Source organism: Pseudodesulfovibrio sp. (assembly GCF_028692895.1).
Classification (GTDB): domain Bacteria; phylum Desulfobacterota; class Desulfovibrionia; order Desulfovibrionales; family Desulfovibrionaceae; genus Pseudodesulfovibrio.
In genome coordinates, this window is the sequence record NZ_JAQUWN010000012.1 from 47,202 (window position 1) to 69,076 (window position 21,875).

Annotated in this window: 18 protein-coding genes; 9 read left to right on the top strand and 9 right to left on the bottom strand. The window is 65.1% G+C overall.

All coding sequences use genetic code 11. The features are described from left to right. Window positions 1-210: 210 nt before the first annotated feature. Both hisC and PHP91_RS04835 read right to left on the bottom strand, forming a co-directional pair. Entirely contained in the window at window positions 211-1,320 is a 1,110-nt protein-coding gene (gene hisC / locus PHP91_RS04830; protein ID WP_300137659.1) for a histidinol-phosphate transaminase, read from the bottom strand. Further along, complete coding sequence (locus tag PHP91_RS04835; protein WP_300137662.1) at window positions 1,304-2,611, bottom strand: hypothetical protein; 1,308 nt, start codon at window positions 2,609-2,611, stop codon at window positions 1,304-1,306. The genes hisC and PHP91_RS04835 overlap by 17 nt, the downstream gene beginning before the upstream one ends. Before the next feature lie 184 nt (window positions 2,612-2,795). Between PHP91_RS04835 and PHP91_RS04840 the strand changes: the two genes are divergently transcribed. After that, window positions 2,796-3,983, top strand: a complete 1,188-nt coding sequence (locus PHP91_RS04840) for an MFS transporter (RefSeq protein ID WP_300137665.1) — start codon at window positions 2,796-2,798, stop codon at window positions 3,981-3,983. Window positions 3,984-4,005: 22 nt separating this feature from the next. Here PHP91_RS04840 and PHP91_RS04845 read toward each other — a convergent pair whose 3' ends face one another. The 5 genes from PHP91_RS04845 to PHP91_RS04865 all read right to left on the bottom strand — a co-directional run bounded on the left by PHP91_RS04845 (window position 4,006) and on the right by PHP91_RS04865 (window position 11,983). Continuing rightward, a complete protein-coding gene (locus PHP91_RS04845) occupies window positions 4,006-4,857 on the bottom strand; it encodes a xanthine dehydrogenase family protein subunit M (protein WP_300137668.1) in 852 nt (283 codons plus the stop codon). Then, window positions 4,854-5,333: a (2Fe-2S)-binding protein gene (locus PHP91_RS04850; RefSeq protein ID WP_300137671.1), complete on the bottom strand. Its 480-nt coding sequence runs from the start codon at window positions 5,331-5,333 to the stop codon at window positions 4,854-4,856. The genes PHP91_RS04845 and PHP91_RS04850 overlap by 4 nt, the downstream gene beginning before the upstream one ends. After that, window positions 5,330-7,615: a xanthine dehydrogenase family protein molybdopterin-binding subunit gene (locus PHP91_RS04855; protein ID WP_300137674.1), complete on the bottom strand. Its 2,286-nt coding sequence runs from the start codon at window positions 7,613-7,615 to the stop codon at window positions 5,330-5,332. The genes PHP91_RS04850 and PHP91_RS04855 overlap by 4 nt, the downstream gene beginning before the upstream one ends. Window positions 7,616-7,801: 186 nt before the next feature. After that, the gene (locus tag PHP91_RS04860; protein ID WP_300137677.1) at window positions 7,802-8,650 is read right to left on the bottom strand and encodes a hypothetical protein; all 849 of its coding nucleotides are present in this window, start codon (window positions 8,648-8,650) and stop codon (window positions 7,802-7,804) included. A 351-nt stretch (window positions 8,651-9,001) separates the two neighbouring features. Continuing rightward, entirely contained in the window at window positions 9,002-11,983 is a 2,982-nt protein-coding gene (locus PHP91_RS04865) for a CHAT domain-containing tetratricopeptide repeat protein (RefSeq protein ID WP_300137680.1), read from the bottom strand. 261 nt (window positions 11,984-12,244) lie between these two features. Here PHP91_RS04865 and PHP91_RS04870 point away from each other — a divergent pair, with 261 nt between their 5' ends. The 8 genes from PHP91_RS04870 to PHP91_RS04905 all read left to right on the top strand — a co-directional run bounded on the left by PHP91_RS04870 (window position 12,245) and on the right by PHP91_RS04905 (window position 18,227). Further along, window positions 12,245-12,823, top strand: a complete 579-nt coding sequence (locus PHP91_RS04870; protein WP_300137683.1) for a type III-E CRISPR-associated RpoE-like sigma factor — start codon at window positions 12,245-12,247, stop codon at window positions 12,821-12,823. Window positions 12,824-12,942: 119 nt separating this feature from the next. Next, the gene (locus PHP91_RS04875) at window positions 12,943-14,145 is read left to right on the top strand and encodes a DUF4384 domain-containing protein (RefSeq protein WP_300137686.1); all 1,203 of its coding nucleotides are present in this window, start codon (window positions 12,943-12,945) and stop codon (window positions 14,143-14,145) included. A 15-nt stretch (window positions 14,146-14,160) separates the two neighbouring features. Beyond that, entirely contained in the window at window positions 14,161-14,619 is a 459-nt protein-coding gene (locus PHP91_RS04880) for a DUF2628 domain-containing protein (RefSeq protein ID WP_300137689.1), read from the top strand. A 161-nt stretch (window positions 14,620-14,780) separates the two neighbouring features. Continuing rightward, on the top strand, window positions 14,781-15,164 hold the full coding sequence (locus tag PHP91_RS04885) for a hypothetical protein (protein ID WP_300137692.1): 384 nt from the start codon (window positions 14,781-14,783) through the stop codon (window positions 15,162-15,164). Window positions 15,165-15,178: 14 nt separating this feature from the next. Next, complete coding sequence (locus tag PHP91_RS04890) at window positions 15,179-16,306, top strand: cell envelope integrity protein TolA (RefSeq protein ID WP_300137695.1); 1,128 nt, start codon at window positions 15,179-15,181, stop codon at window positions 16,304-16,306. A 54-nt stretch (window positions 16,307-16,360) separates the two neighbouring features. Beyond that, window positions 16,361-16,837, top strand: coding sequence for a hypothetical protein (locus PHP91_RS04895; protein WP_300137698.1), 477 nt, complete (start codon window positions 16,361-16,363; stop codon window positions 16,835-16,837). Between the two features lie 306 nt (window positions 16,838-17,143). Further along, window positions 17,144-17,566, top strand: coding sequence for a hypothetical protein (locus PHP91_RS04900; RefSeq protein ID WP_300137701.1), 423 nt, complete (start codon window positions 17,144-17,146; stop codon window positions 17,564-17,566). A gap of 115 nt (window positions 17,567-17,681) precedes the next feature. Then, entirely contained in the window at window positions 17,682-18,227 is a 546-nt protein-coding gene (locus tag PHP91_RS04905) for a hypothetical protein (protein ID WP_300137704.1), read from the top strand. A gap of 779 nt (window positions 18,228-19,006) precedes the next feature. Here PHP91_RS04905 and katG read toward each other — a convergent pair. Both katG and PHP91_RS04915 read right to left on the bottom strand, forming a co-directional pair. Continuing rightward, on the bottom strand, window positions 19,007-21,178 hold the full coding sequence (katG, locus tag PHP91_RS04910; RefSeq protein ID WP_300137707.1) for a catalase/peroxidase HPI: 2,172 nt from the start codon (window positions 21,176-21,178) through the stop codon (window positions 19,007-19,009). Window positions 21,179-21,363: 185 nt separating this feature from the next. Continuing rightward, entirely contained in the window at window positions 21,364-21,798 is a 435-nt protein-coding gene (locus PHP91_RS04915) for a transcriptional repressor (RefSeq protein ID WP_300137710.1), read from the bottom strand. Window positions 21,799-21,875: the final 77 nt, after the last annotated feature.

The following is a 21,875-nucleotide window of genomic DNA, read 5'->3' on the forward strand; positions in this document are numbered from 1 at the left end:
GCGTCCACCGTGAACTTCCGCCCCGGCTCGATGGCGTAGGCCTCCCCGCGCAACCGGGCGAGGTCGCGTTTCCTCACGCCGCTCGCTGCCGTTCTCCCTCCGCGCCGCCAGGGGCGGACGGCGGCGTTGCTCGCGAAATGAACGGGACGCCGCAAACGGCGGCAAAAGGGCCGGGACCGGACCCCGCCCGCAGGCTCACGAGGCAAAGGGCTACTCGAACAGGCTCCGGAAGACCGAGCAGAACTCCCGCAGGACCGGCTCCCGCTCCAGGCTGACGCGAATCCAGTTCGGAAAGCGGAAGCCCGTCATGGTGCGGACCAGGAATCCCCGGCGCAGGAGCTTGCGTTGCAGCAGGGTGTCCGAGATGGGCGTACGGATCATGACGTAGTTGCCCTCGCCGATGATGTGCTCGAACCCGAGGGCCTCGCAGGTCTCGCGGATCAGCTCGCGCCCCCGTCGGACCATGGCCCTCGTCCGCTCGATGAACGGGGACCGGTCCAGCAGGGCGGCCCGCGCGGCCATCTGGGCCGGGGTGTTCACGGAATAGGCCACGTGGGCGCGGCCGATGACGTCCGTGACCGCCTCCCCGGCGCAGAGGTAGCCCACGCGCAAAGCGGCCAGGGCGTACATCTTGGAGAAGGTCCGGAAGACCACCAGGTTCGGGTAGTCGTCCAGCAGCCGGATGCAGTCCGGGTAGTCGGGCCGCTCCACGTATTCGAAATAGGCCTCGTCCGCCACCACGATGCACCGCCCGTCCACGCCGTCCAGGAAACGGCGCATGGTGGCCTCGTCCCAGTACGTCCCGGTCGGGTTGTTGGGGTTGCAGACGAAGGCGAGCTTGGTCCGGTCGTCCACGGCGGCCAGCATGGCGTCGGGGTCGAAGCGCTGGTCCCGGTCCAGCGGGATCAGCCGCGCCTCGACGCCGGAAAAGGTCGCCACCCACTCGTAGACCGCAAAGGTCTTGTCGGCGGTGACGATGTTGTCGCCCGGCTCGCAGAACGCCTTGACCACGCTCGATATCAGCTCGCACGAGCCGTTGCCCACCAGGAACTGCGACCGGTCCGGGCCCAGGGTCCGGGCCAGGGTCTCGCGCAGGTCCTGGCTGTCGCCGTGGGGATAGACGGGAATGACGCCCGCCTCCAGACCGGCCAGCAGCTCGCGCACGGCGGGCGAGGGGCCCAGCGTGTTCTCGTTGTTGTTCAGCCGGTGCAGGCGCTTGAGGCCGTAGAGGCGCATCAGCTCCGCGTCAGGCGGGCTGGGGCGGTACGGATCGAAGAGCCGGATGTGCTCCGGGATGAGATGCTCAAGATTCAGCGGCATGGCGGAAGATCAGGGTGTCGGACTGCCCGCCGAGGGGCAGCAGCAGTTCGGGCCGGAAGCCGCAGCGGATCAGGTGCCCGCCCATGGCGGCGTGCCAGCCCTTGGCCAGGTCGATCTCGAAGAAGATGTTCCGGTAGCCCGCCGAGGCGAGGGTCGAGACGTGCCGGGCGATGTTGTCGCCGATGTCCGCGCCGTTGAGCTCCGGGTGGAGGAAGACCTCGCTCAGGCCGGGAGTCAGGCGCGCCCCGAGCACCGATCCGGCCTGGACGGCCTCGCCCAGGTCGCGCACCGGGCGCAGGTCGCGCAGCAGCTCCAGGGCGTCGTAGCGGTCGCGCAGGAAGTCCGCGAACCCTTCGTGAGTCCAGGCAGCCGCGCCGAAGTCCTCCTGGAGCATCCGGCCCCAGACCGGGTGCACGACCGGCTCCGGCGAGTCCGCGAGGAGGTACGGCAACTCCGCCAGCAGCTCGAAGCCGTGGTCGGCCAGGGGCTGCGTGGCCAGGCTGCTGAACACGTTCCTGGCGCTGGTCCGCCCCACGGCCCGCAGCAGGGCCTCGACCAGCTCACCGGCCATGGAACCGTCCCCGGTGAAGTCGTAGGGGCCGAAAAAGGTGACGCTCCGCTCCGAGCGCATCCGCCAGAAAATGATCCCGCACAGGCGGCCGCCCGCGTCCCGCGCCTCGATGGCCGAAAGCTCCCCGGCCCGGACCAGGTCGGCCGTCCGGCCAGGGCTCAGGCACCACTCGGGCGCGACGTGGGCCGGGTAGAGCCCGGCGATGGCGCTGCACGCCTCGAACAGCGCGCCCGCGTCCCCGGCCTCGGCCAGGACCGGCCGCCCCTGCGGCCGGAGGCGCTCCGCCGGAAGCAGCTCGGGCGCGGGATAGGCCTTGTCCACCCGCAGGACGATCTCCATGCGTCGGCCGTCCAGCCCCACCCGGAACCCGTCGGTCATGCGCGAGGCCAGCAGCAGGGGGAGCGAGGTCCAGTCCCCGTCCTCGCCGCCCGCGCCGGGGTCGGAGGCCAGGTTCAGGGCCGAGAGGTCCACGCCCGCCGAGGCGAAGGAGAACCCGACCTCCACGCCGGTGGCCACGGGCCGGAGGGTCGCCTCGACCTCCCCGGTCTCGGCCGAGGCGAGAAAGAGCAGCAGCTCCTCGGCGCAGTGAACCAGGCGCAGGGACTTGGCGGGGTCCAGACCGAAGACCCGGCCCGCCTGTTCGGCCGAGGCCTGGACGAGCCCGGCCCAGGCGGCGTCGGCGGGCAACTGGAGACGGATGCGCGGCGCGGCGGTGTTCACGGAAATCCTCGCTGACGACGTTGACGACGTTGACGAAAAGGGGGGCGCTCCTGCCGAACGCCTTTACAACAGGCCCGCCGGGGCGGTACTCGCAGGAAGGCCCCGCCCCCGAACCCGAACGAACCATCGGCGACCATTGCCGAACGCCGTAACAATGCTTCTTTTCCGCCGAAATGACAAATCCTTGTTGACCCCTGAGTTCTGCGTGCTCATGGGGATCACCTTCCTGACCTTCTGCAACGTCTCCCTGTTCTACGGGCTGAACGACTACCTGGCGGCGCGCGGCGTCCCCTCGATGTGGCGCGGCGTGCTGCTCGGGCTGGAGCCCTGCACGGCCCTGGTGCTCCGGCCCCTGGTCAGCCCGTTCCTGACCGTGCGCAACAGCGTCACGGTGGCGGCGGGCTCCCTGCTGCTGCTCATGGGCGCGCTGTGCTCCTATTCCCTGGCCGGGTCCATCGGGACCCTGGCCCTGGTGCGCATCGTCCACGGGGCGGGCTTTGTGCTGCTCGCGTCCGCGCTGACCATGCTGCTGGTGGCATCCCTGCCTCCCGGCCGGACCGGACAGGGGTTCGGCGTCTTCGCCATCGCGGGGTTGCTGCCCTACGCGGTCCTGCCCCCGGCGGTGGAGCGGCTCCTGCCGCTGGTGGGCGACGAGACCCGCGTCTACGCCCTGTTCGCCCCGGCCCTGCTCCTCGCCCTGCCCGCGCTCCCGTACCTGCGCCGACGCATCCTGCGGCCCGGCAACGACGGGGCCGCCGCGCTGCGCCGCCCCACCCCCGCCGAAATCCGGGCCGACCTGCGCGCGCCCGGCGTCGGACCGCTGCTGCTGGCCAACGGCCTGGTCTTCACCGCCACCACCGTGGTCTTCTTTTTCATGAAGGACCTGCTGGAGTCCCTCGGCGCGCTCAACGCGGGGCTGTTCTTCAGCGTGTCCACGGCCGCCACCATCGGGGTGCGCGTGCTCTTCGGCAAGCTCCTGGACCGGATGGACCGGTTCGCCATGCTGCTCGTCATGCTGCTGGCGCTGTCGGCGGTCATCGCCCTGTTCAGCCTCGCCGGGGACGCCGGCGCGCTCCTCGCCCTGGCCGGGGCCTACGGGACCTGCCTGGGCTTCGCCCTGCCGCAGTTGAACGCGGCCATGGTCGACGTCTCCCCGGCCCACCTGCGGGGGTTCAACACCAACCTGATGCTCTTCACCATGGACGGGGGGTACGTCTTCGGGCCGCTCCTGGCCGGAGGGCTGCTGGCCGCGGGCGCGACCACGGCGCACCTGTTCGTCTGGGCGGCCGTCTGCCCGCTGCTGGGGGCCGTCCTGGCCCGGACGGCGCGCCCGGCCGCCACCGGAGACGCCGGGACCGGACGGGAATCCTGACGGGGAACCGGCGGGCGACGCCTCAGCCGAGGGCTGCCGGGCCCGCCTTTTCGGCCAGCCGGAGCAGCAGGTTGGCCGCCACCCGCCGCCGGTAGCCGGCGGAGGCGCGGACGTCGTCGATGGGCCGGACCGCGCGCCGGACGCTCTCCCCGGCCGCGCGGAAGGTCTCCAGGGTCGGCGCGCGCCCCGCGAGCAGGGCCTCGGCCTCCGGGCAACGGACCACCGTTGGCCCCACGCTGCCCCAGGCCAACCGCGCCTCGGCGATGACGCCGCCCTCGACCCGGAGCAGGGCCGCCAGGCTGACCACGGCGATGGCCATGGCCTTGCGCCGCCCCACCTTCTCGAAATGCTGGATGGTCCCCCCGCCCGGAACGGGCACGGTCACCGAGCCGAGAAGTTCGCCCGGCTCCAGGGCCGTACGGCCCGGCCCGGTCACGAAATCCGCCACGGGCATACGCCGCGTCCCCGAGGACGAAAGGATCTCCGCCTCCGCGCCCAGGACGCACAGGGGCGGCAGGGTGTCGGCGGCGGGCGACGCCGTGCAGAGGTTGCCGCCCAGGGTGGCCATGTTGCGCACGGGCGGGGACGCGAAGGCCCCGGCCGCGTCGCGCAGCAGGGGCAGACGCTCGCGGATCGCGCCGTTCTCCAGAATCGCGGTCAGGGTCGTGGCCGCCCCGATGCGGATGGCGTCGCCCAGGACCTCGACGCCGTTGAGGTCGGCGACCCGCTCCAGGCAGACCAGGACGCCGGGCGCAACCGCACCGGCGCGCCGCCGGACCAGCAGATCCGTTCCCCCGGCCATGAGCCGGGCGTCCGGATGGGCCCGCAGCGCCTCCAGAACCGCGTCCGCGGTGGCGGGGAAAAGGACGTTCATTTCCGCCCCCCGCGTTCCTTGCGCATCCGCTCGGCCGCGTCCTCCACGGCGTCCACGATCTTGTGGTAGCCGGTGCAGCGGCAGAGGTTGCCGGACAGGGCGTCGCGGATCTCCGCCCGGGTCGGGTCGGGATGGCGCTCCAGGAACGCGGCGGCGGTGACGGCCACGCCCGGCGTGCAGAAGCCGCACTGGACCCCGCCCCGGTCGGCCAGGGCCTCCTGGACCGGGTGCGGGCCGGCCCCGCCCAGCCCCCGCGCCGTGGTCACGGTCCGGCCGTCCAGTTGGGCGGCCAGCATCAGGCAGGAGAGGCGGACCTCGCCGTCCACCAGCACGGCGCAGGCTCCGCATTCGCCGGTGCCGCAGCCCTCCTTGGGCGCGGTGACGCCGCAATGCTCGCGCAGAACGTCCACGGCGCGCAGGCCGGGGTCCAGGTCAAGGGTCCGGGGCTCTCCGTCGAGGGTGAAGGATAGGATCATGAATCGTCTCCGCCGAGCGCGGCCAGGATGCGTTCCGGGGTGAAGGGGGCGCGGGTCATGGGCAGCCCCATGCGCAGCAGGGCCGAGGCCACGGCCGGGAGCGGGCCGTTCATGCCCACCTCGCCGATGCCCTTCATGCCGAAGGGGCCGGACTCCTCCACGGTCTCCACCGCGTGGGACTCGATGTCCGGCAGGTCCCCGGCGCCGGGAATGACGTAGGTGGACAGGTCCGTGGCCAGCAGCCGCCCGCCCTCGGCCGCGCAGTCCTCCCACAGGGCGTAGCCCAGCCCCTGGGCCACGGCTCCCTGGACCTGCTGCTCGTAGGTCTGCGGGTCGAGCACCCGGCCGCCGTCGGTGAAGGCCACGTAGTCGGCCACGGCCACCCGTCCGGTGAGCTCGTCCACCTCCACCCGCGCCAGGTGGGCGGCATAGGGAAAGATGAGATGGGGAAAGCCGAGCCGGAAGGCCTCCCCGCCCTCGGGCACGTCCCGCGTCACGGGCATCATGGCCTCGCTGACGCAGCACCGGTCGTCGGGGTGGAGCTTGCTCCCCAGCAGGGCCAGGGGCAGCGCCCGCCCGGTGGCCGGATGGCGGACCGCGCCGGGCGCGAGCTCCAGGTCGGCGACGTCGTCCACCAGGAGCGCCATGGCCGCCCGGTGCAGCAGCTTGTCGCGCATGGCCTCGCACGCCCGGATCAGCGCCTTGCCGTAGGTATAGGTCGTCCGGCCGGCCGCGGCCGAGCCCGAGGGATGCGAACGGTCCGTGTCGGGCTGGACCAGCTCCATGCCCGACTCGTCCTGGTTCAGGACATGGCAGGCCATGCGCACGAAGGTCGGGCTGTTGCCCTGGCCCATGTCGCTGACGCCGTTGTAGATCCGGAAGCGCCCGTCCACGGTCAGCCGGACCTTGGCGACGGCCATGTCCGCCAGCCCCCGGCCATAGCCCATGCCGTTGAGCACGGCCGCGACGCCGACCCCGCGCCGGGTCAGGGGCGGGGCCTCCCGCACCCACGCGCCGCGGGTCCGCCAGAGCGGGTGTTCGCGCAGCCCGGCCAGGCACTCGGCCATGCCGGTGGAGGCGGTCATGGCCACGCCCACCCCGTTCCGGTCCCCCCGGCGGATGGCGTTTTGGAGCCGAAGCTCCAGGGGGTCCATGCCCAGCCGGTCGGCCAGCCGGTCCATCATGCCCTCGAAGGCGAAGCTGACCTGGGCAACGCCGAAGCCGCGAAACGCACCGGCCACGGGGTTGTTGGTGTAGACGCACCGGCCGTTGGCCTCCAGGGTCTCCACCCGGTAGGGGCCGCTGGCGTGCTCCAGGCCCAGGGCCATGATCTCCACGCCCAGGTGGGCGTAGGCCCCGGTGTCGTAGTCCAGGTCGCAGACCAGGGCGCGCAGGGCCCCGTCGGCTCCGGCCCCGAGGCGGAAACGCATCCGCGCCGCGTGGCGCTTGTATCCCGCGAGCAGGCTCTCCTCGCGGCTCCACCACATCTTGACCGGCCGTCCCCCGGCGTGCATGGCGGCCAGGGCAAGCAGGCACTGGACCGTGACGCCGTCCTTGCCGCCGAACCCGCCGCCCAGGAAGGGGGCGATGACGTGCAGCCGCTCCTGGGGAATCCCCAGGGCCTGGCCGACCTCGTACCGGTCGCGGAACGGGGACTGGGTGGAGACGGTCATGTGGATGATCCCGGCCGCGTCCATGCGGGCCGTGCCGTTTTCCGTCTCCAGGAAGCAGTGGGCCTGCTGGGGGGTGAAAAAGGTCTCCTCGATCACGACGTCGCACCGGTCGAGGGCCGCCCTGGCGTCGCCCTTGCGCACCGTGGCCTGCTTGAGGACGTTGCCGGTTTCGAGGTCGTGCACCCTGGGCGCGTCCGGGGCCAGGGCCGCGTCCAGCCCGTCCACCACGGGGAGCGGCTCGATGTCGGGTTCGATGGCGAGCAGGGCCTCTGCCAGGATTTCCCGCGTCTCGGCGACGACCAGGGCCACGGGATCGCCCGCGTGGCGCACCTTGTCGCCGCACAGGACCGGCATGTCCCAGTAAATGAAGCCCTGCCGGTTTGCGCCCGGCACGTCCCCGGCGGTCAGCACGGCCACCACGCCGGGCATGGCCTCGGCCCGGGCCGTGTCCACGCCGCGCACCAGCCCGTGGGGCGCCCCGGCGCGCAAGGCCCCGGCCCAGAGCAGGTTCTCCGGATATTCGTCGGCGGCGAACCGCTCCCTGCCGAGCGCCTTGTCCGGCGCGTCAAAACGGCGGGAGCGGGAGCCCATGGAAGGCAAAGGCGACATGGAAGCTCCTGGTTTGATTCCGCAAAGATTGATACACCCGCCAGGGATTGTCAACAAACCCGCCGAGCTGGGCCATGGCCCGGCGCCGCTCCTTTCGCCGCGATCCCCGCAAAAGGCCAGCCCTCCAATGTGTTCCGCCCGACAGGCCAGGCCTGCCGGGCGGATGCGGCTTGCGTTGTTTTCGTTTTACGACGCCAGCTTTCGGGTCATGTCGTCGACGACCCGCCGCACTTCCTTCTTGTGGATGTCCGTTTCGAACCGCAGCGTCTCCACGTACTTGCTCTGCGTCTTGACCAGACTGCCCTCGTGCACGGAGATGTCCCGGCTTTCGTTGGTCAGAAATTTCTGTTCGTACACGACCTGTCCCTGCCGCAGGTCCGTGACCTTCACGTCCCGGCACCAGGAATAGGTGTGGGTGTCCGTGTCCGAGGCGACCAGGGCGTCCAGACCGAGGGTCAGGAATCCGCGCAGCGCTTCCGATCCGTGGTGCCCGTCGATCTCCAGGATGGACTTCTGGCCGGGCATGGCCTTCCGGTCGGACGCGAGGATGAAGTAGTCGTACCCGTCCTCGGCCAGCTTCCGCTTGATGACCTTCAACAGGCGTGCGGCTTCGGCCTCCCTCTGCTCCCTGCTCGCCATCCCGCTGAACGCCTCCGGATTGATGAGAACGAGATTCGGGACGGCCCCGCCCTTTTCCAGGGCGGCCGCCAGCATGTACTGGAACTGGTTTTCGGTCTGCATCGAGGACAGAACGGCCTGGCCCGCCGTGCTCTCGTTGAGCTTGGAGCCGTTGTTCGCGGTCCTCGCCAGGATGTCCTTGTACCCGGTGGCGACGTAGGGGTGCTCGGCAAGCGGCTCTTTGGGATAGTCCGGCGCCCAGCGGGCGAATACGGCGACCTTTTTTCCCTGGAAGCAGGGGATGTCGCCGGAGACGCCCGCGTCGGCGGTGAAGGTCTCGGCGGTGTTCTTCATGCCGCAGCCGGAAGCGGCCAGGGCCAGGATCAGCCAGAACAGGATGGTGAACGTGTTTCGCATTGCGGACTCCTTGTGTTGTTTTTTTGCTGGCCCGTTCGGGCCTTTGCACAAGGAGTCGGACATGCGCGGAAAAAGTGACGCGCCCAGGGAGCTTTTGGCGCGGGCCGACGCCGACGCAAGTCTATCGCGCGACTTCTGTCCTTCAGTATCCGTTCGGACTTGCTGTATAAACCTGGAGATGGCAGCGTCAGGCCATGCGGAGATACTGGGAATAAACATGACCGAGCAGCCCGTTGGCGTTTCGCGGAACCGGCGGTCCGGCGTGAATCAGCCGGGCCAGCCATTGCCCCGCCGCAGCGCCCCGAAGGCTTGCAAGGACGAGTGCGCCCGCAAGAAGCCATGCCCAACGCATCAGGGAGCTCCGTAGACAACAAATCCGGCCCAGTAAAAGGGATTGTCCGCACGCCCCGCCTTCCGCTCGGCGGCGAGGCGATCCAGCATCGCCTGATGGAAGGCCTCGTCCACCGGCATGTTTTGCTGGAGAAAACGGTCATACATGTCGACCATGGTCCGCCGCGTTTCCTCGTCGGGAACGCTCCACAGGCTGACGACCAGGTGGCGCGCTCCGGCCAGGAGAAACGAACGCCGCAAACCATACACCCCGTCGGCGTCGGCGATGGCTCCCAGCCCTGTGCCGCAGGCCGACAGCGTCACCAGTTCCGTCCCCGCGAGGTCCAGTCCCAGCACCTCCTCGGCCGTGAGGACGCCCTGCGCGGCCAGGCGGTTCCCGTTCCCTCCCTCGGCCGCGCCGGCCAGGATCAGGCCCGACCGGAGCAGCGGATCGGCGGCGGGGGACAGCCAGGCCTGGACCGAGGCGCTCCCCGTCGTCTCGATGCGGAAGGAGCGCCGCTCGTCGGCGACGGCGGCATCCCCGTCGTCCAGGAAGAACCCGTGGGTGGCCAGGTGCAGCACTCTGGGGCGGCGCACGCCGAACAGGGCGGATTTGCTGGCGGCGGCTCCGGTGATGAGATGGGCGTTGTTCCCGGCCAGTTCCCGAATCGCCTGGCCTTCCGCCTCGGTGCCCGGCAGGGGCGCGAGGGAGAGTCGCACCACCCGGCTGTCGGCCCCTGGTTTCGGAGACTCTTTGACGTTCGCACCCGGCACGGTCGCCGTTCCGAAATCCGGATTGGCCAGGATGACGACCGCGCCATTGATGTCGCCCGGCTTTTTCGGCCGGGCCAGCTCCCTGGCCGTGGCCAGATAGGTGATGCGCCAATGCTCGGCCAGGAAGGAGCCGTCCGCCCGTTGCAGGATCTCCAGCGGCAGCCGCTGAAGCGGACCGTCCGGCACCGCCAGGAGTCGCCGGGCTCCTGCAAGGGCCGGGGCCAGAGGATCGACCAGCAGGGCCCGCAATCGCCCGGCCTGGGCTCCCAGGACGGCGGCGTCGGCCCGGCTTCCCTTGACAATCTCGCCGCGCCAGGCGGCGATGGCGTCATTCACCTCTTCGGCGTCGCCCAGAGGAATCAGGTTGACGCCTTTCTGCGGCCGGACCACGAACGCCCAGTAGCCGCCGGGCCGTTCCGCCGCAGGGGGGAGGTGGACGAAATCCACCAGCGCGGCATTCGCGGGCAGGGAAAGCGTTTCCGGTGAAACTCCCAGCCCGTCGGCCTTCCGGTTCTTTGCGTTCAGTGAACGCAGGAGTTCATCCCTCCTTGCCGTCAACTCGGCGATGACTGAGCGGCCGCTACGGCCTTCGGAGGAGGGGGAATACGCCGCATAGGCGAGTTGGGCGCGTACGGCCGCCAACTCCGCCGCAGCTCCCGTTTCCTCTGCCGGAGCGTTCCCGAGCGCCTGCCGATACCGAGCTTGGGACTCGAAGAAGGCGCCCTTGCGGTTGAGCCACACCGCATAGAGTCGCCCGGGGGCGAGCGAGGCCTCCCCGGCCCGGAGCAGCAGCTCGATGTTGCCCTTGGAAGAGGTGAGATACGCCTTGCGCTGGGCCTCGGACGGCAGGCGCTGGACCATGTCCGCCTGCCGGATGCCGACCTGCTCCGCCCGGAGAAGCGTCGCGTACCCGTCCTTTTTCCTACCCATGGCGAGTTCGGCCCGGCCGAGGGTGGAGAGGGCGGCAAAAGTCAGGGGGTTGTCGTCGCCGCCCAGGTCCCGACAGGCCTCAATGACCTGGCGGGCGGCCTGGGCCGCTTCCCCGGCGCGACCCAGGGCCAGGGCGTCCCGGGCGAACGCCATGCGGTTCGCCCACCGCTCCGGATGGTCGGCGGGAATGACCCGTTCGGAGATTTCCCTGGCGCGGTTCAGCAGTTCCCAGGCCTTTGGCCGGTCTCCGCCCAGGGCCGCGATCCGGGACAGGATCGAATACGCCCGGGCCACCTCGTAGACGAACGGCCCCCGGTTGTCGGTCACCGTCCGAACCACGCTTCGGCAGAGCTCTCCCGCCGCTTCGGACTCGCCTTCGACAAGCAGGGCCTTGGCCAGCCGGATCTGGAGGCCGGTTACGCGCATGTCCGCGGATACGTAGTTCTTCTCGGCCAGGGCCAATCCCTTTTCATATTCCGTGCGGGCGGCCTCCGGGTTGCCGAAGTCCAGGAAGAGATCCCCCAGCAGAGCATGATACTGATACAGGCGATATTCCTTGTCGGGCAGGTCCCGCCAGATGGCGTACGCCCGCTCCAGGTGCTTTTCCATTTTCGGGAGGTCGCCCCGAATCCGGTACTGGATGGCGAGCAGCAGGCGAATCTCGCTCTCGAACCCGAGATCGATCTGATCCGGCTTTTCCAGCAGCCATGATTCCAGGATGGCGGTACGGGCGTCGGAGAGCACGTATCGCTCCCTGTAGGCGTTGTACGCCTGGCCCAGGACCATCCGTTCCACCTTCGGGAAGACCTGCGGCGACAGCGTGGCCCTCAGCGCCTTGAACAGCGGCTCCTGGATGGCCTCGCCCGACGCCAGGTCCCCGGCAAGGAACCGGTCGCGGCAGACATATATCAAGGCGAATGAGACGGTCCGTTGTCCCTGGTTGTCCAGTCGCTGCAACAGGTCGAGGCCTTCCCTCGCCGCCTTGAGGCCCGCACCCGAGTCGCCCATGGAAAAATGCAGCTGGGCATATTCAGCCAGAAGCAGCGCCTGTATCTTGGGCGGCATCGACCGCTTCGCCAGCTCGACGCGCTCCTTCATGAGGGAAAGGGCCTTTTCGCCATCCCAATCGTGGAGCGCCTGGTAGTATTTCCGGTAGAGCCCGGCGTCCCTGGCGGGCAAGCCTTCAGGGGCGACCATGGGAATCTTGGCTTTGACGGCGAAGAAACTCTGCGGGAGCTTGGCGGCCAGGGCCGGGCGGGCGCAGAGCGCCGAGACGAGACAGACAAGCCAAACTGACAAGATCCGATATGCGTTCTTGCCGCGATGCTGCAAAATATTCTCCCCGATTATCTGATGATAATTTGAATTGATATGCGATAACCACTGGTATTCTTGACTGATTAGAAGTACGATACCGTTTCGGCGCTTCGCCATCAAGGTTTCTTCCGCGACGCTCACCGGAGGAGTCGTGACGTTCGGCCGGAAGTGACATCGGCGCACGATTGCAACCTGAGACTCGACCTCCATTGTTGAAGCTCGCATAGATACCGGATTCGACCTGTGGCCCATTTCTGCATTGATTGCCTGACTCGCAGCTCCGGCTGCAAAGACTGCCCCATCGCTCCCAGCGGCCTGACCGAAGCCTTCGGAAAGGCTGTCCGCGGCATTGAAGCCGACATCGCCCGCAAGTATCCCCGCTTCGACTCCCAGGTCCGCGAGGACGTCGTCGCCGACGCCGTGGCGGGCGCCATCCGGAATTTCCCCCAATACGAAGGCCGCCGAGAGGCCAAGCTCGTTTCGTGGGTCAAGAGCATCTATCGAAACAAGGTCACGGACCTCCTGCGCCGAAACTACGACATCACGCTCGTGTCGTATGACGCCGGGGCCGACAACCGCGCCGCCGTGGAGGAACGGGAAGAAGAACCCTTGGACGGCCTGATCGCCATTCTCAAGGAGATGTCCGGCGGCGCCAAGGAGAATTGCGCAAGGCTGTTCCTCTCCCTGCACGAGTATTTCCGCCAGGGCCGGACGCAAAAGGAAATGGCGAGCGACATGGGCATGAAATCCAACTCGCTGAACCAGAAGATCAAGCGGTGCAGGGAATGGATTCGGGAACGGATCGGCAGGGAAGATTTTTGACGAAAGCGTCACCTTTCTTCGGAGCGGCCCGACTCATCGGCCGAACGCTGCCTTGGAACCGGAAGACGGAGAGATGAATGACAACCTCCTTGAACATGCATAGGGCGGAAAACGCCCTCATGAAGGAACAGGCCTTCTCTTCCGCGTTGCGCCGTTTCCTGGAATACGGCAGGGAGTGCCTGCTCAACGCCTCCGGCGATGTTCCGCCGCTGCCGGAAGCAGCGGATTTCGAGCCGCTGGCGAACATGCTGGCGAGGGCCCGAGACGCCTTTGCCGGCGACCTCACCCTCGGCCTCGGCGGCGAGGATTCGGAAATCATCGCTCCCCTGCTGGCGGCGTTCAATCTCGGCGGCTACGCGTGCGAAGCCGCCGACCGCCTCATCGACGCCACGGATCAGGCCCGGGACGCCGCAATGAAAGACGTCTACTCGCTGTCCGACGACGTCGGGGACCTTCCCTTCGGCCGTCTGATCCCCTGCAACGAATTTCGCCGGGCGCTGCTCGGCCAGATTCCGCAAGAGAACCATTTCCTGTTCCCGTGGCTGACCGAATGCGTGCAGTTCGACAGCGACAGCCTGGAGCGCATCATCCAGGCCTGGGACGAACTCTGGGGCAGGACGGCCCCCAGGGACGACGCCGAAACGCTCGTTCCGGTCCTGACCACGATCCAATCCGACACCGCGCTCATGGACCTCCTCAAATCGGAAGCCCGGTTCCACGCCTCCGTCATGCGGGCGGCGGACGAACTGGCCAGGCGGCAGCACATGGCGCGCGCCCGCCGTTCGGCAGCGGACGTCCCCGGCATCATCGACCGCCTCGTTTCCTGGTTCCGCATCCCCGCCGTGTCCGGCGCGGTGGCGTTGGTGCTCATGGCCGGCGTCTACTTCGCCACGCAGACGGACAAGGACGGACGGCCGAGGCCCATAGGCGTGACTGCGGAGATGCTGGTCCACCATGACGGCCTGACGGTCCGCGGCGGGGCGGAGAGCGAGCCGGATGTCCGCAAGCCCGGAGACACGCCGCCGGGAGAGGGCGATGCCATCCAAATCCGGTTCATGCTGGAAAAATCGGCATATGTTTACCTTTACCACCAGGACTCCGCCGGCAGGTTGGAACCGCTTTTCTCGGACAGGCTGGATGAGGGAATCCACATCTTCCCGGATGGGGAAAAACGGATGCGCATTGTGAGATCGGAGGGGAATGAGACCATCATCCTGGTGGCTTCCGAAAAAGCGTTGAGCGAATCCGAATTGGACAAGGCCCTGCATGACGCCATTGATGAGACCACGGCGCAGCTCGTTGTCATCCATTTCCAACTTTAAAAAACTCAAACGACCATGGACAGAAACTTCGACAAAAAGCTTTCGCTCTACGTCATGAGGAACGAGCACAAGTACACCGGCCCGTTCACCAGGTTCGAGAAACTGGGCGGACGCTTTTCGGCCACATGGCACTGGCCCGCCTTCTTCGTCCCGGCGTGGTGGTTTCTGTATCGGAAGATGTACCTGTGGGCGGCAATCGCCTTTATCGTAACGATCATCCCCCAGACCTGGCTCCTCGGCGCCATTGCAGGAGGCGTTTCCGGCAACTGGCTCTATTATCGAAAGATGAAGGAAGATTTCAAAGCCATCGCAAAGGTCAAAGACAAGAAGTTCGCGTTACAGCAAATGGGAGGCGTCCATGGCTGGGTGCCGTGGGTTGCCGCCTTCGTCAATTGCGTTTGGCTCTTTGCCGTCGCATCGGTCTGGTTCATGTTCCTTGGGATGTTCGCAGGCTTCGGCGGATATCCTTGGTAAAAGGCCTGAATGCCGTTCCCGGCCGAATCCCGAACGACGCGGTTGCAGGGGTGGGACATGCCGGGGCGGCGTTTCCGCATTCAGAAGCAGTCACCTTTCCCATTTCTTCTCCGACTCACTGATTGAAGTCGCATAACCACTCAACGCAAGGGGAAATACTCATGAAAATACCCATTCTCGCCGCCCTGCTAACGCTCTTGCTGAGCAGTCCCGCCTTCGCGGGGGATAAAAACGGACTGGGAAATATCTGCATGGATTGCGGCATCTACTACACTTTCGCAAACTCCATGTTCAAAGAACATGATGTCAATCCCTATCTTGTGGGCCTCACAGAGGGGCGAGGCAAGATGCTCCTGGCCTTGGGCTGCAGCCTGCTTGGAAAAAGCCAGGTGAACGAACGGACAAAACAAATCCTGCGCGGGTTCGACGCCCTGAACAAGCAAGGCTCGAAGAAGCTTGCAGATCATTTGTCCGGCAAGCTGCGGGAGTGCAATGAAATGAAGATCGACGAGATCCTCGCTGGCACAAGCCTTCAACAAAGATAATGGAGTTTGACGACATGCGGATCATATTACTGGCGCTGCTATTTGCGCTGCTTACAGGCTGCAACGCAAGCAAGCAAAACGCACAATCTGGCATCATGGAAAAAAATGATTTTGCCGTGACGTTCAGCACTAGCCAAAATCTCGGATTCCACCCCGCATACTACGTTCTGCTTGAAAACGACACGTCATGGAACGTTAAGGGGATATTCACCGACAGGCCAAGCGGCGTCTTGGAGAATCAAGAGCTGATTGCTTTTAGCAGGTCTCTGAAAATGGCTTCTCCTGTCTACGAAAGCTACAAAAAAGTCTTTGTGAGAAAAGGTGAGACGGAAGTCGTCGCGGAGTGCGTACCCGGCATCGTGGACAAAGACGTCTATCATCCGTGCAATAGCGCCTTTTTCAACCTCGATGCAGGCAAATCGGCAGTAGTGTCCGTGTTTATGCTTCCCTTGCAGACAATGCTCCTGGGGACTGCCGGAGTTGGAGTCTCATTTTGCAACGGCGACCCGGAAGAAGTAATCGACGTCTGCAACGAAGCGGGAGCATTCCCACAGTTGCAGGCATTCGCAGACAAGGAAGAACAGAAACGCAACGCCATAGAGGCAGCCGAGGCCCAAAAGCGACTGGAAAAAGAGGCGAAAGAAAAGGCGGAACGAGCTCGGGCCGAAGAGGGACTCAGGCGTCGTCAACAGGAAGCGGCGAACAACCCCCCTGCCGAGGAATTGACCGATGCCGATAAAATAAACATGGCGGTAGGGAATTGGACCCTTGGAGAATTCGAGGCCTGCGCCCCCCTGAATGCCGCTGCAGCTCGCATATACCTTGAGCAACTGATTGTGCTGGAAAACCAGAAAACGGCTCGTCGGCAAGAGATCATGGTAAGCAAACCCGAAGTCGTGGAAGCGAAGATGAAGAATGGAAAGGGCTACTTCATTTATTACACGACAAGGGCCACCTGGAGTACCGGCTGGAAGTATTTTGACGAGTTGCAAAAAAAATCCAGACACGAGGATAAGAGCCTGGTGTCCTATGAAAGGATCGGAGGAAACGGCATCGCCATCATACGAACATGCCGCATGAGGATATCCCAGCATGACGGCTGTAAAATAATATATGACAAGGGTGGACACTCAAAAGAGTGACTATCTTGAATGATTAATGGGAAACGAACCTAAAGAACCACAAAAGGGCATGCAATGAAAAAAACAGGACTGACTTTCATTTTTCTTCTCACGCTGTTCGCCAGCAACTCATATGGGTACATGGGCGTCATTCAAGCCGCGCACAATGCCGGTTTCACGCATTGCGACATAGCCATCAAAAAAGAATTCAGCGATTTTTTCAAGGCGGACGACAGTCGCTACAACATCAGTTGGACCGAGCGCGGATTCAACATAACCTGCACATACGGCTCTCCCGGCGACACTGTCTTCCAGAGCGTCACCTTCATCGACACCGGCAAGAAAGTGACCACATTCTCCACGGCGACCATTCAAAGCCCGATGTCCCCCGCTCAGTACATGCAGAAATATTCCGCCTGGAAATATCAAGCCATCCAGGGAGGGACGACATGGGCCGCCAACGAAGGAGGGGTCATCTGCATCATCACCAGTCTCCCCCAAGGCGGGATCATCGTGCAATTCTATCGTAGTGGCGAATACCAGCGCAATTAGTCCGCCAGGCGCAATCCCACCGGCCATGGGCGATTTCGCGCAGCCGTCCGGCATGGTCCGGGACGGCTCGCGATCTCCGGGGGGATATCGTGAGCCATCTCGCGCCCCCCTGAAGAGGGCTGTCGACGACCGTCGCCTCAGACGTCGCCTCGCCATGACACGCTCAACTCCGCGACTCCTTGCATGTCGCCACACGGCAGACGACACAAACGTGAAAGGCGCTCGACAGAGCGCCTTTTTCGTCACTTTCCCCTGCCGCGTCCGACTGTGGCGGTAGATACGCAAACCATCCACAAGGAGAACGCAATGAACGTCAACAAGATCACCCTGTCCCTCGGCATCGTCGCCTTCATCGCAGCCTTTCTTCCCATGGCTTCCAACGACGTGAGCTTCGTCGGGGTGGAACATATGGGCAACCTGACCAAGCTGCTCTATTTCCTCCCCCTGGGCATCATCGGGATATCCTGCGCCACGACCCGGCTCCCGTTCAAGCTCCTGGGGACGGGCCTGGGCATGGCCGGGGCCATCCTGACGCCGCTCACGGTCTGGTCCGGCATACGGCAGGCGGAACTGATGGCGGGCATGTTCGGGGGACTCGCCACCAAGGCGCTCGGCATGACGGCTGGCGCGACCCTCCCCGGCTACGGCGGCATCATCGCCGGCCTGTCCTACATCGGGGTCGTCATCATGGCCCTGCGTCATCATGATGCAGCGGCGACGAAAAATTAGGGAGGCTCGCGCCGGCACGGAAGGGCCGCACGTTTGCGGTCCTTCTCTCGTCACCTTTTTTCCCCCCGCCCGACTGTGAATGCAGAAAACCGAACCGCATTCACAGGAGAAAGACATGAATCCGCACCTCACCGACAGAATCTGGAGCCTGCTGCTCAAGACCGCTTTCGGGCCGCTCAATTGCAACGCCACGGACGCCATGTCCGCCGACCGGATGGTGATTCCCTACGGCTCCGCCCGCCGCTCGCTCGCCCTGCTCCGGGGCGACATGGAAGAAAGCGCAGACGATTCAGGCACGACACTCGCGGTCAGCAACCCAATGCATGGCAATGCTGGAATCAGAAAGCTCTTGCTGCGCTTCAGCGCCTCCCGCCGACTGACCGGCATCCGCATCACCTGGGCCGCCGAAGGCGACACGTTCGGCAAGCTGAAATCCTGGCTGGACCGGGACATCCGCACCGCCGGATGCCGTCGCGCCGGATACGACCTTGCGTGCCATTACGACTTGGACAACGCCCACATCGAACTGATCGGCAATCCGCTCGGTTTCGGCATGTCCCGCGAGGTGACCCTGTCCTGCCTTCTTGGCTCCGGGGGACAGATGACGGCTTTGTTCCCCAACCTCGGCAAGAGGAGCCGCATCCAAGGCATAGCAGCCTGATTATACAGGGTTTGACAGAGGCCGGGCCGCATCATACTGCACAGGGCACCCTTTCAAAGGGAAAAAACGGAGCCGCGACAACGACCTCTCGCCCCCCCCTCCTTCTGGCGTTCATCACATTCGCTGAAAGGCATTACAGAGCAAGGCGTCTTATCATTGTGCCAGGCCTCAAGGGTCAACATCTGAAATGAGCTTATTTTACAGCATGTTAAAACAAAACAGAAACGTTGACAGAATTTCATTCAGATTAACCCGTTACTGGTCACCATCCTAACAATACATTGTCCCATCTGGGGCACAAAGAAGAAAGACCGGGAGTCCCCGGTCTTCTTATAAATACTGGCAGCAGGTGCAGTCCTGGCCGCTATTTGCCGCTCCAAAGGCCCCGAATGCCCTCAAATTTCTTTTGGTTGAACTTCAGGCGTTCGTATAAGCGCCACACCAACCCATCAATTTCTTCGAGGCGCCGCTCACGCTCAGCCTTATTGGCAGACTCCAACCATTTTAAACGACAGGAGATCATTCGTTCGACTCCCATCGCGCTTCGTTCGTCTTGCCGCCAAGCCGCACCGCATATCCCCAATGCTCGTATTCGGGGAAATCCTTCTTCATCACTGCGGCGACGGACGACTCCGGACGAGCCACGGAGAATCGGGCGTTTTCAGGGCAGCGCCTTGGTTTCCCCGAAGGGGATAGGCGGCGGTCACTCCCCTCCCTTCCGTACGTAAAAGGCCCGCTCCTTTCGAAGCGGGCCTTGATGCCTTCAATCAGGCGCCGATTCAGCGCAGGTCGAACCGATCCAGGTTCATGACCTTGTCCCAGGCCGCCACAAAGTCGGCGACGAACTTCTCTTTGGAGTCCGCGCAGCCATAGACTTCGGCCACGGCCCTGAGCTGGGAGTCGGAACCGAAGACCAGATCGATGCGGGTGGCGGTCCACCGGGGCTTGCCGGTCTTGCGATCAACACCTTCGAACAGGCCGTCCTCCTTGCTGGTCACTTTCCACTCCGTGCCCATGTCGAGCAGGTTGACGAAGAAGTCGTTGGACAGCACCCCCACCCGGTCGGTGAACACGCCGTGCTTCGCCCCGCCGTGGTTGGCCCCCAGCACGCGCAGGCCGCCCACCAGGACGGTCATTTCAGGCGCGGTCAGGGTCAAAAGCTGGGCCTTGTCCACCAGGATCTCTTCGGGCCGGACCGAAAACCGCTGCTTGAGGAAGTTCCGGAAGCCGTCGGCCAGAGGTTCGAGGACGGAGAAGGATTCCGCGTCGGTCTGCTCATCCGTGGCGTCGGTACGGCCGGGAGCAAAGGGCACGGTCACGGCCACTCCCGCGTCCCTGGCCGCCTTTTCCACGGCCGCGCATCCGCCCAGCACGACGAGGTCGGCCAGGGAGATGCGCTTGTTGCCTGGTTGCGCCTTGTTGAAATCGGCGCGGAGCGCTTCCAGCGTGGCCAGGGCCTTGGCCAGCTTCTCGGGTTCGTTGGCCTGCCAGTCCTTCTGGGGAGCGAGCCGGATGCGCGCGCCGTTGGCCCCGCCGCGCATGTCGGACCCGCGGAAGGTGAAGGCCGACGCCCAGGCGGTCTTGACCAGTTCGGACACGGTCAGGCCGCAAGCCAGGAGTTTGGCCTTGAGGTCGGCGACGTCCTTGTCGTTCACGAGGTCGTGATGGACCGGAGGAACCGGGTCCTGCCAGATGAGGTCCTCGGCCGGGACCATCTTGCCCAGGTAACGGGACTTGGGGCCCATGTCGCGGTGGGTCAGCTTGAACCAGGCGCGGGCAAAGGCGTCGGCCAGCTTTTCCGGGTTGGCCAGATAATCGCGGGCAATGGGTTCATAGATGGGGTCGAAGCGCAGCGACAGGTCGGCAGTGGTCATCATGGGCCGCAGCTTCCGATTGGGATTGTGGGCGTCCTCCACCATGTCCTCTTCGTCCACGTCCTTGGCCAGCCACTGGTGCGCGCCGGCAGGGCTCTTGACCAGCTCCCACTCGTACTTGAACAGGACTTTGAGGTAGCCCATGTCCCACGTGGTGGGGTTGGGCTTCCACGCGCCCTCGATGCCCGAACCGATGGTGTCGCCAGCCTTGCCCGAGCCGAAGCCGCTCTTCCAGCCCAGCCCCTGTTCTTCAAGCCCGGCCGCCTCGGGTTCCGGGCCGACATGGGCCGCGTCGCCCGCGCCATGGCATTTGCCGAAGGTGTGGCCGCCCGCCACCAGGGCCACGGTCTCCTCGTCGTTCATGGCCATGCGGGCAAAGGTTTCGCGCACGTCTTTGCCCGAGGCCAGGGGATCGGGGGTGCCGTTCGGGCCTTCGGGGTTGACGTAGATGAGGCCCATCTGCACGGCCGCCAGGGGGTTGTCCAGCTCGCGCTCGCCCTTGTAGCGGGCATCGCCCAGCCATGTGTCCTCGGACCCCCAGTAAATGTCTTCCTCCGGCTCCCAGACGTCCTCGCGTCCGCCGGCAAAGCCGAAGGGCTTCAGCCCCATGGACTCGATGGCGCAGGTCCCGGCCAGGACCAGCAGGTCGGCCCATGAGATGTTGCGCCCGTATTTCTGCTTGATGGGCCAGAGCAACCGCCGCGCCTTGTCGAGGTTGACGTTGTCCGGCCAACTGTTGAGCGGGGCCAGCCGCTGGCTGCCGGAACCGGCGCCGCCCCGGCCGTCGCCCATGCGGTAGGTGCCGGCACTGTGCCAGGCCATGCGGATGAACAGCGGGCCATAGTGGCCCCAGTCGGCGGGCCACCACTCCTGGGAGTCGGTCATCAAGGCGAACAGGTCCTTGCGCACTGCGTCCAGGTCGAGCGACCTGAACGCCTCGGCGTAGTCGAAGTCCGCGCCCAGAGGGTTGGATTTGGCGGAATGCTGATGCAGGATATGCAGGTTGAGCCGGTTGGGCCACCAATCCCGGTTGGACGTGCCGCCGCCCGCCACCTGCTTGCCGGTTCTACCCGTCACTGGGCACTTGCTTCCATCACTCATGAGACTACCTCCTGTCGGGATATGGATCATCCGTTGATGAATTGACTTGGCTTCCCTCTGCCGCCCCCCAAGGAAGCGGCTCGTTCAGCAAAACTTTTCTTATGGATAATCATTATCCATAAGTTTCAATTCCTGTCAACACCGAAGGCGCGCCTTCCGGGTTACTTTTGAGCGCAGTCCGAACAGAGACCGAAGATGTCGAAACGGTGGGTCTTAACGGAGAATTGGTTGGGGAACGCGAGGCTGTCAATGAGTTTGTCCAGATTATCAACCTCGGAATCCAGGATCTGCCCGCATTGGGTGCAGATCAGGTGGGGATGGGGGTACGGCTTGCGGCCGTCGAACCGGCTGCCGTCGTCGCCGAAGCCCAGCTCCAGGATTTCCCCGATATCCTTAAGCAGAGTGATGGTCTTATACACTGTGGCCAGACTGGTCGTAGGAAAATCCCTCAGTATTTCCTTGTGGATGTCCTCGGCCGACGGGTGGCCGTCGTTGTCCACCAAAGCGCGCAGGATCGCCAGCCTCTGGGGGGTAAGCCGGTTGCCGCGTTCCCTGATGACGCGCGAAAGATATTCCAGCCGTTTCTCTGAATCCATGTCTCACCTACAGCGATAAATATAGATAATAATTATCCGCTGAAAAGCGGCCCGTCAACAAGCCGGACGACGACAAC